10 protein-coding genes and 2 pseudogenes are annotated in these 9,678 nt (G+C 71.8%); all 12 read right to left on the bottom strand.

Annotated elements, in window-relative coordinates:
- Positions 1 to 214, bottom strand: a pseudogene (locus tag RT323_RS14460) (prephenate dehydrogenase); the annotation flags it as partial.
- On the bottom strand, positions 211 to 945 hold the full coding sequence (locus tag RT323_RS14455) for a pseudouridine synthase (RefSeq protein ID WP_313409707.1): 735 nt from the start codon (positions 943 to 945) through the stop codon (positions 211 to 213). The pseudogene RT323_RS14460 and the gene RT323_RS14455, both read right to left, overlap by 4 nt.
- A complete protein-coding gene (gene scpB, locus RT323_RS14450; protein ID WP_313409706.1) occupies positions 932 to 1,624 on the bottom strand; it encodes an SMC-Scp complex subunit ScpB in 693 nt (230 codons plus the stop codon). Before scpB ends, RT323_RS14455 begins: the two co-directional genes overlap by 14 nt.
- Positions 1,611 to 2,465, bottom strand: a complete 855-nt coding sequence (locus RT323_RS14445; protein WP_313409704.1) for a ScpA family protein — start codon at positions 2,463 to 2,465, stop codon at positions 1,611 to 1,613. The genes scpB and RT323_RS14445 overlap by 14 nt, the downstream gene beginning before the upstream one ends.
- 7 nt (positions 2,466 to 2,472) lie before the next feature.
- Entirely contained in the window at positions 2,473 to 2,787 is a 315-nt protein-coding gene (locus RT323_RS14440) for a hypothetical protein (protein WP_313409702.1), read from the bottom strand.
- The gene (locus tag RT323_RS14435; protein ID WP_313409700.1) at positions 2,772 to 3,623 is read right to left on the bottom strand and encodes a ParA family protein; all 852 of its coding nucleotides are present in this window, start codon (positions 3,621 to 3,623) and stop codon (positions 2,772 to 2,774) included. Before RT323_RS14435 ends, RT323_RS14440 begins: the two co-directional genes overlap by 16 nt.
- A 17-nt stretch (positions 3,624 to 3,640) precedes the next feature.
- Positions 3,641 to 4,570, bottom strand: coding sequence for a site-specific tyrosine recombinase XerD (xerD, locus tag RT323_RS14430; RefSeq protein WP_313409698.1), 930 nt, complete (start codon positions 4,568 to 4,570; stop codon positions 3,641 to 3,643).
- Positions 4,567 to 5,163: an NUDIX hydrolase gene (locus RT323_RS14425; protein ID WP_313409696.1), complete on the bottom strand. Its 597-nt coding sequence runs from the start codon at positions 5,161 to 5,163 to the stop codon at positions 4,567 to 4,569. Before RT323_RS14425 ends, xerD begins: the two co-directional genes overlap by 4 nt.
- A 76-nt stretch (positions 5,164 to 5,239) precedes the next feature.
- Positions 5,240 to 6,901 carry a CTP synthase gene (locus RT323_RS14420; RefSeq protein ID WP_313409694.1) on the bottom strand — a complete coding sequence of 554 codons (1,662 nt, stop codon included), beginning with the start codon at positions 6,899 to 6,901 and terminating at the stop codon, positions 5,240 to 5,242.
- A 193-nt stretch (positions 6,902 to 7,094) separates the two neighbouring features.
- A complete protein-coding gene (locus RT323_RS14415; RefSeq protein WP_313409693.1) occupies positions 7,095 to 7,961 on the bottom strand; it encodes a copper transporter in 867 nt (288 codons plus the stop codon).
- Positions 7,958 to 9,124 (bottom strand): putative cytokinetic ring protein SteA, encoded by a 1,167-nt coding sequence (steA, locus tag RT323_RS14410; RefSeq protein WP_313409691.1) that lies wholly within the window; start codon positions 9,122 to 9,124, stop codon positions 7,958 to 7,960. The genes RT323_RS14415 and steA overlap by 4 nt, the downstream gene beginning before the upstream one ends.
- A gap of 77 nt (positions 9,125 to 9,201) precedes the next feature.
- A pseudogene (locus tag RT323_RS14405) lies at positions 9,202 to 9,678 on the bottom strand (DNA repair protein RecN); the annotation flags it as partial.

The raw sequence follows: 9,678 nt of genomic DNA, 5'->3' as shown, positions 1-9,678 counted from the left end.
GCGGCACGGCGACGACGACCAGCGCCGGGGACTCGACCGGGTCGGCCGTGCCGGCGCCGAGCGAAGCGGCCAGCTCGACGTTCGTGGGACGCGCGTCGCGCAGGTGGACGTCGACGCCGCGGTCGCGCAGCGCGAGGGCGACGGACGTGCCGATCAGACCGCAGCCGATGAGGAGGACCGGGCCCGGCACCACGGCGTCGGACGCGACAGTCATGCCTCCACGCTATCGAAGAGCGCGCCCAGCTCGTCACGCGAGAGGTCGCGCATGGCCCCCATCCGCAGGTCGCCCAGGCGCAGCGGACCGAAGGCCGTGCGGGTCAGCTCGACGACCGGGTGCCCGACCGCGTCGAGCAGGCGGCGGACGATCCGGTTCTTGCCGCTGTGCAGGTCGAGCTCGACCAGGCTGCGGCCCCGGCTGCGGTCGCGCACGACGAACCGGTCGACGGCGGTGACGCCGTCCTCGAGCTCCACTCCCCCGAGCAGCCGGCGTCCGATCGCGGGGGCGACGTTCCCGTCGACGAGGGCGACGTACGTCTTGGTGACCTCGAACGACGGGTGCGCCAGCTGGTGCGCGAGGTCGCCGTCGTTCGTCAGGATCAGCAGCCCCGACGTGTCCGTGTCGAGCCGTCCCACGTGGAACAGCCGATCGTCGCGGTCGGCCAGCAGGCCGGACAGGTCCGGGCGGCCCTGCTCGTCGGCCATCGAGCTGACGACGCCGCGCGGCTTGTTCAAGATGACGTACGCGTGGTCGGACGGCGGCGGGATGCGCGCCCCGTCGACACGGATCACGTCGTTCAGGGGATCGACGCGGGCGCCCATCTGGGTCACGACCTCGCCGTTGACCTCGACGCGGCCGGTCGCCATCAGCTCCTCGCAGCGGCGGCGGCTGGCGACACCGGCCGCGGCCAGCACCTTCTGCAGGCGGATCGGCTCACTCACGGGCATCGTCCGAGGGTACGTCGACGTCCTCTGTGACGGGCGCCTCGGTCGGGACCGCCTCCTTCTCGGCGGTCTGCTGGGCGACCCGCTCCAGCTCGCTGTCGAGGTCCTCGAGGTCGGGCAGCATCGGGGCCAGCTCGGGCAGCTCGTCGAGCCCGCTCAGGCCCATCCGCTCGAGGAAGTAGCTCGTCGTGCCGTAGAGGACCGCCCCGGTCTCGGCGTCGTTGCCCAGCTCGACGATCAGTCCCCGCGTGACCAGCGTGCGCACGACACCGTCGACGTTGACGCCACGGATCGCGGAGATCCGCGAGCGGCTGACGGGCTGGCGGTACGCGACGACGGCCAGGGTCTCGAGCGCCGCCTGGCTCAGCTTGGCCTGCTGGCCCTCCAGCACGAACGCGGCCACGACGTCGGCGAACGACTCACGGCTGTAGAAGCGCCAGCCGCCGGCCACCTCACGCAGCTCGAACCCGCGGCCCTGCTCGGTGTACTCGTCGGCCAGCTCGCGCAGGGTGCGCTCGACGTCGGTCGGCGGATGTCCCACGGCCTGCGCCAGCACGAGGTGCTCGAGCGGCTCGTCGGCGATCATCAGGATCGCCTCGAGGGCCGGCCGCAGCTCGACCTGCGGTTGCTGGGACGTGCCCGTCCCGTCCTCGGCCTCGCGAAGGTCGTCAGTCTCGCTCATCGTCACTTCCGGTCGTCTCGATCTCGTCGGTCAGCGTGGGCTCGTCGAACTCGTCGCCCACGTCGATGTCACCCTCGTCGGTGCCCGTCCAGCGCACGGTCAGCTCGCCGAGCGGCACGGCCTGCTCGAACGACAGCATGCCTTCGCGGAACAGCTCGAGCAGCGACAGGAAGCGAGCGACCTTCGTCTGGCCGTCGGGCGCATCGGCCACGATCGCGCGGAACGTGAGCGCCCCCTCCCGGCGCAGGCGGTCGACGACGAGGTGGGCCTGCTCGCGCACGCTGACGGCAGGGGCGTGCAGGTGCGTCAGCGAGACGAGCGGCACCTGCTTGGGCGCCAGGGCCGCGGCGGCGAGCTCGGCCAGGTCCTGCGCCGTGGCGCGGATCTCGACCTCGGGCAGCAGCGTCGCGAAGCGGGGCTCCAGCGTGACCGCCCGCGGGTGGCGCAGCAGGGCGTTCTCGAACCGGTCGGCGAGGATCGCCGCGACCGACTTGAACGCGCGGTACTGCATCAGTCGCGCGAACAGCAGGTCGCGCGCCTCGAGCAGCGCGAGGTCCTCCTCGTCCTCGACCTCGGCCTGCGGCAGCAGCCGCGCGGTCTTGAGGTCGAGCAGCGTGGCCGCGACGAGCAGGAAGTGCGTCGTCTGCTCGAGGTCGTCCTCCAGCTCGCGCGTGTAGGCGATGAAGTCGGACGTGACGACCGACAGGGCCACCTCGGTGATGTCCAGCTGGTGCTTGGAGATCAGCTGCAGCAGCAGGTCGAACGGTCCCTCGAAGTTGCCGAGCGTGACCGAGAACCCGGCGTCGGGAGCCTCGGCGGGCGCCGGTTCGGCGACGGACACCGTGGCCTCAGTCCTCGGCGAGACGACGCGCGAGCTCGCTCTCGGCGCCCCGGGTCTCGAGGTCGGCCAGCGCACCGGCGATCGCCGCGCGCACGAGGCGGCCGCGGTCGACCTTGCGGCCAGACAGCGAGCGCAGCGAGAGGCGCGCCTGCTCGATCGCGAGCAGCTCGTCGCTGGTCAGGTAGACCGTCATCTTCTCGTCGTGCTTGACCCGGCCGCTGCCGGCGGGCGGGACGGCGGGAGCGTCGTCGTTGCGGGGGCCACTGGGTGCGGTCGCTCGGAAGAGCTCGTCCGCACCGGGCAGGTTCACGCGTCGGGACACCGGTGCAGCACTTCCCTGGCCAGCTGGCGGTACGCCTCGGCGCCCGGCGACGTGGGCGCGTACTCGGTGATCGGCTCGCCGGCGACGGTGGAGTCCGAGAACTTCACCGTGCGGCGGATGACGGTGTGGAACACGGCGTCGCCCCAGCCGTCGACGAGCGTCTGCAGCACCTCGCGGCCGTGCAGGGTGCGGCTGTCGAACATCGTGCCGAGCAGGCCGATGACCTTGAGGTCGAAGTTCGTGCGGTCGCGGACCTTCTCGATCGTCTCGTTCAGCAGCGCGACGCCGCGCAGCGCGAAGTACTCGCACTCGAGCGGGATGATGACGCCGGTGGACGCGGTGAGCGCGTTGACCGTCAGCAGGCCCAGCGACGGCTGGCAGTCGATCAGGATGACGTCGTACTCCTGGCGCACGTCGCGCAGGGCACGGGCGAGCACCTGCTCGCGGCCGACCTCGGTGACCAGGCGCATCTCGGCGGCCGAGAGGTCGATGTTGGCCGGGACGAGGTCCATGTTGTCGATCGTCGTGCCGAGGATGACCTCCTTCATCGACAGCTCACGGTCCATCAGCACGTGGTAGATGCTCTGCTCGATCTCGTGGGCGTTGTAGCCCAGGCCGACCGTCATGGAGCCCTGCGGATCGAAGTCGACCAGCAGCACGCGACGACCCTGCTCGGCCAGCGCGGCACCGAGGTTGATCGTGGTCGTCGTCTTGCCGACGCCGCCCTTCTGGTTGCACATCGAGATGACGACGGCCGGGCCCTGCGTGGTGCGCGGTCCGGGCTCTCGCAGGTCGGGTCGCGGTCGACCGGTGGGTCCGAGATCCGTGCTGGGCATAGCGGCCACTGTACCGCTCACCTCAGGGCACGGGGATGGGACGCCGCATACGTCTCGCGCAACTTGTCGATCGTCACGAGGGTGTAGATCTGCGTGGTCGTGACGGACGCGTGACCCAGCAGTTCCTGCACCACGCGGACGTCCGCTCCCCCGTCGAGCAGGTGCGTCGCGAACGAGTGCCGCAGCGTGTGCGGCGACACGTCGGCGGCGATCCCGGCCCGCCGCGCGGCCTTCGTCAGCACCGTCCAGGCGCTCTGGCGCGACAGCCGTCCACCCCGTGCGTTGAGGAACATCGCGGGGCCGCTGCCCGCCACCGAGGTGAGCGCCGGCCGGGCCTTCGTCAGGTACGCCTCGATCGCGTCGCGGGCGAACGAGCCCAGCGGGACGATCCGCTGCTTCGAGCCCTTGCCGGTCAGCAGCACCGAGGCGTTCTCGAGGTCGACGTCGTCGACGTCCAGTCCGACGGCCTCCGAGATCCGGGCACCGGTTCCGTAGAGCACCTCGAGCAGAGCCCGGTCGCGCATCGCGAGCGCGGTGCCCGGCTCTCCCGCCGAGTCCAGCAGCGCCTCGACGTCCTCCAGCGGCAGCGCCTTGGGCAGCCGCGAGGCCGGCCGCGGCGGCCTCACCGCGGCCGTGACGTCGTTCGCGACGATCTGCTCGCGCAGGCAGAACTTGTGGAACCCGCGGACCGCCACCACCGTGCGGGCGACGCTCGAGGTGCCGAGGGGCGCGTGGTCCTCGTCGCCGGTGCGCAGGGCCACGGCGAACGCGACGACGTCCGCCTCGGTGATGGCGTCGGGATCGGTGATGTCGCGGCCGAGCAGGAACTCGACGTAGCGACGCAGGTCGCGGCGGTAGGACGCGAGCGTGTTCTCGGCCAGGCCCCGCTCCACCCCGAGGTGGGACAGGTACTCGGCCACGACGCGCTCGACCGCCGCCCCGCTCACGTCCGTGCCACCGCCAGGACGGCGACCACGGTCTTGGCGTCGATGATCCGGCCGTCCAGGCAGGCCTCCGCCGCGGTGTCCACGTCGACCCACCACTGCGCCATGTCGGCCTCCTCGGCCTCGCGCTCGATGCGCTCGGCCTCGGGGACCGCGCTCAGGTCCGTGGCGTGGAACAGCGTGATCGTCTCGGTCGAGTACCCCACCGTCGGCGCCAGCCGCACCAGCTCGTGCCAGGTTCCCGCCACGAGATCGGTCTCCTCGGCCAGCTCGCGGGCCGCGGTCTGCTGGGGGTGCTCGCCGTCGACGTCCATGAGCCCCGCGGGGATCTCGAGCATCCGGCGGCCCATCGCGTGCCGGTACTGCTCGACCAGCAGGATGCGCCGGTCCTCGTCCACGGCCACGACGCCGACCGCAGGACGGGGCCGGACGACGACGCGGCCGTGCTGCTGCTGGTCGGGACCGACGATCGTGTCGACCGTCAGCGTCAGGTAGTCGCTGGCGTACCCGACCTCGGACTTCGCGACGGGCCAGGCCGCCGCGTGCGTCTCGAGCGACGTCGCGAGGCGACCGGGCAGCCGCGGATGCGCCGTCATGCCGGCACCCGCGAGGAGAGGACAGCGTGTGCGAGCACCGGCACGAGAGTCCCGATGCTCACTCGCTGGCGCTCGCTCATGCCGTCTCGACCGGCAGCCGCATCTCGAGCTTGCGCTTGAGCGCGGCCTCGATCAGGCCCGCGAACAACGGGTGCGGACGCGTCGGGCGCGAGCGCAGCTCGGGGTGCGCCTGCGTCGCCACGTAGAACGGGTGCTCCTCGCGCGAGAGCTCGACGAACTCCACCAGGGTCGAGTCCGGGGACGTGCCCGAGAAGACCATGCCGGCCTCCTCGAGCTGGTCGCGGTACGCGTTGTTGACCTCGTACCGGTGGCGGTGGCGCTCCTGGACCGAGTCCGCGCCGTACAGCTCGTTGACGATGCTGCCGGGCTTGAGGCTGGCCTCGTACAGGCCCAGGCGCATCGTGCCGCCGAGGTCACCCGCCCCCTCGACGAACGCCTGCTGTTCGGCCATCGTCGCGATGACCGGGTGCGTGCTGGAGGGGTCGAACTCCGACGAGCTGGCGTCCTCGATGCCCAGCTGTGTCCGGGCGTACTCGATGACCATGCACTGCAGGCCCAGGCACAGCCCGAGCGTGGGGATGCCGTGCGTGCGGGTGTAGGTGAGCGCACCCAGCTTGCCCTCGATGCCGCGGATGCCGAACCCGCCGGGGACGCAGACGGCGTCGACGTCGGACAGGTGCTCGGCGGCACCGGCCTCGGTCGCGCAGTCGTCGGACTGCACCCAGCGCAGGTGGACCTTGACGTCGTTCGCGAACCCGCCGGCGCGCAGCGCCTCGCCGACCGAGAGGTAGGCGTCGGGCAGGTCGATGTACTTGCCGACCAGCGCGATCGTCACGTCCTCGGCCGGCTCGTGCACGCGGCGCAGCAGTGCGTCCCACTCGGTCCAGTCGACGTCACGGAAGGGCAGGTCGAGTCGGCGCACGACGTAGGCGTCGAGGCCCTCGCTGTGCAGCACCTTGGGGATGTCGTAGATCGACGGCGCGTCGATCGCGGTCACGACGGCTTCCTCGTCGACGTCGCACATCAACGAGATCTTGCGCTTCACGCCGGTCGGGACGGGACGGTCGCTGCGGCACACGATCGCGTCGGGCTGGATGCCGATCGAGCGCAGCGCGGCGACCGAGTGCTGCGTGGGCTTGGTCTTGAGCTCGCCCGAGGGGCCGATGTACGGGATCAGCGAGACGTGCAGGAAGAAGACGTTGGCGCGGCCCACCTCCTGGCGGACCTGGCGGGCCGACTCGAGGAACGGCTGGCTCTCGATGTCGCCGACCGTGCCGCCGATCTCGTGGATCACGACGTCGATGTCGGCGCCGCCCATCGACAGCATCCGGTCCTTGATCTCGTTCGTGATGTGCGGGATCACCTGGACGGTGTCGCCGAGGTAGTCGCCGCGGCGCTCGCGCGCGATGACCTCGGAGTACACCTGACCGGTCGTCACGTTCGCGCGGCCGACGAGGTCCTCGTCGAGGAAGCGCTCGTAGTGGCCGATGTCCAGGTCGGTCTCGGCGCCGTCGTTCGTCACGAAGACCTCTCCGTGCTGGAACGGGTTCATCGTCCCGGGGTCGACGTTGAGGTACGGGTCGAGCTTCTGCATCGTGACGCGCAGTCCGCGCGACTTCAGCAGGCGACCCAGGCTCGAGGCGGTCAGGCCCTTACCGAGCGACGAGGCGACGCCGCCCGTGACGAAAACGTGCTTGGTGACCGCGTTGGCTGGCAAATTGACTCCCGTGGGTCCGGCTCGGATGCGGAACCGGGCGATGCCTGCGGCCGCACCCGTGGGCTGAGGATCGATCTGCGACCGATACGACTCTGGGTTCCACGGAACTCCAGCCTACCATCGGGACCGGCCCCTCGAGACCGGTACGGGCATGGTGCCGGTCTCAGTCGGAGGCGATCTCGCGAGCCGTCGTTCAGTTGGGCACGGGGCCGTCGGCGGCGCGGGAGGTGCCCCACGACCCGGACGTGCCCGAGGCCTCGCGGACGAGGCCCAAGATGGCGGCGACGCGGCCCGTTCCGGTGTCGGTGACGTCGACGGTCGAGACGGCGGCCGCGGCGTCGCTGCCGCGGACGGCGTTGACGACCCCGTCCTCGCCGGATGACACGGGCCCGACCACAGCGACGCCCTGGCTGCCGGCGTCGAGGGCCTCGACCATGCTCGAGATGACGGTGCCCTCTCCCCCGGCCGAGGCACCGGACGGACCGGAGACCACGAGCGCCAGCTGCGCCGAGACCTCGGGGTCCTGCTCGGGCGCGAGCAGTCCGCCTTCGGTGAAGGCCGAGCGGATCGTGCGGGCGGTGTCGTCGAGCGATCCGTCGCCCTTCGTCAGGTAGCCGCGCGCGATCGCGGTGCCGACACTCGCGTAGTCGCTGCCCGCCGCGGCCGCGTCCGGGTCGGACTGCGTCGCGACGCCCTCGGCGAACTGGCGGTTCGACGGCGACAGCAGCTTGCCGGTCATCGCCACCTCACCGGTGACGCGCGCGCCGGCGGTCGTGAGGTTCTCGATGAGCGAGTCGATCTCGCTGTCGCGCGCACCCGGCGTCGTGAGCAGCAGGACGGTGCGGTTCTTGAGCTGGTCGCGCAGCAGACCCGGCGCGGTGAGGGTCGCGTACCCGGCGTCGAAGCCGGCGAGCGAGGAGCTGATCTCGGCCGTGTCGCCGTCCGAGCCGGCCGCCGTGGCGTCGCTCTCATCGAGCAGGCCCGCACCGAGCGCGATACCCGCCGCGAGCGCCAGCAGGACGGCGGCCAGGGAGATGACGTGGTAGCGCAGGTTGATCACGAGACGAGTCCTTCGATCCAGGAGGTGACGCTGTCGGTCACGGGTGAGATCCACTCGTGACCCAGCGGGGTGGTGGCCACGGCGGCGACGACCGCGACGACACCGGCGAGCAGCAGCAGCAGGGGCGTGAACCAGCTGAGGCGCTGGCGCGCGAACCAGGACACGGCCTGGGCGTCGACGACGCGCGAGCCCGCGCGCAGCCGGGCGATGAACGTACCGGCGGCGTCGGCCGTGTCGGCGTCCACGACGTCGACGAGGCGCGACGGGGCGCCGACCAGCACGATCACCGCGGCGTCGTTGTGGTCCGCGAGCAGCACCGCCAGGTTCTCGGCCGTGCCCGCGGCGGTGAAGACGACGGGCTGCAGGCCGTGCGCCTCGAACTGCTCCGGGCGGTCGAGACGGCCCGCGGCCGACACGATCACGACCTCGCCCGAGCGCTCGATCGCGCGGCCGGACAGGTCGTCGCCGCCGCCGACCAGCAGGTTCGGTCGCAGGCCCAGGTCCAGCAGCAGGTCGGCGCCGGCTCCCACCCCGATCAGCACGGGGTCGTGGTCGCGGATGAAGGACCGGATCGCCTTGAGGTCGGCGGCCGCCTCGGGCCCGTCGCTCACGACGACCGTCGGGCGTCCCTTGATCGCGGTCGCCACGGCGGGGATGCCGGCGCCCTCGAGCAGCATCGCCCGGTCACGACGCAGGGTGTTCGCCGCGTTGGCGACGATCGAGTCGAGCTGGTTCGTGAGCCCGGACGAGGCCTCGTCGAGCTGGTCGCGGACGCGCGCCGAGGTCATCTCGACGCCGGTCGCGATCGTGATGTCGCCGAGGAACACCGCGCCCTCGTGCACACGGACGACGTCACCGCTGCGCAGTGACTGCCACACGGCCTCGCCGACGCGGTCGACCAGGACGATCCCGGCGTCGACGAGCAGCTGGGGTCCCAGGTTCGGGTAGCGGCCCGAGGACGAGGTCGCGACGTTGACGACCGCCGCTACCCGGCGCTCGGCGAGCGACTGGGCCGCCTCGGCCGACAGGTCGACCATGTCGAGCACGACCACGTCGCCCGAGCGGACGGAGGAGAGCTCCTCGGGGCGACGGACCAGCCGTGCGGGCCCGATGACGCCCGGGCCTTCCGGCACGGGGCTGTTCCTGCGCTTCAAGATGGGCATGATGCCTTCCATGGAAGCCTGCCGGACACGGGCATTGCCTCAGACACGCCGGGCAGGGAGCGTAAAACGCGTCACCCTCAGCGGGTCCGGGCGAGCTCGAGCAGCTCGCGAGCGTGCTGCTGGGCGGCGGCGGACTCGTCCAGGCCCGCCAGCATCCGCGCCAGCTCGTCGACGCGGGCGTCCTGGTCGAGCCGGACGACGCTGCTGCTGGTGACCGTGCCGTCGTCGGCCTTGCTGACGATGAAGTGCGAGTCGGCGAAGGCCGCGACCTGGGGCAGGTGCGTCACGGCGATGACCTGGGCGTGCTCGGCCAGCCGCGCCAGCCGGCGCCCCACCTCGACCGCCGTGCGGCCGCCGATGCCCGCATCGACCTCGTCGAACACGAGCGTCGGGACCGGGTCTCGACCGGACAGCACGACCTCGATCGCCAGCATGAGCCGCGAGAGCTCGCCACCACTCGCGGCGCGCGCAAGGGGCCGTGGCTCGGCCCCGCTGTTGGCGGCGAACCAGATCTCGACGTCGTCGGCGCCGTGCGGCCCGGGCTCGCCGGGGAC

The sequence above is a fragment of the Aeromicrobium sp. genome (assembly GCF_032084975.1).
GTDB lineage: Bacteria > Actinomycetota > Actinomycetes > Propionibacteriales > Nocardioidaceae > Aeromicrobium.
The sequence above is the reverse complement of the archived record's forward strand: the minus strand, read 5'-3'. Positions and strand labels throughout refer to the sequence as shown.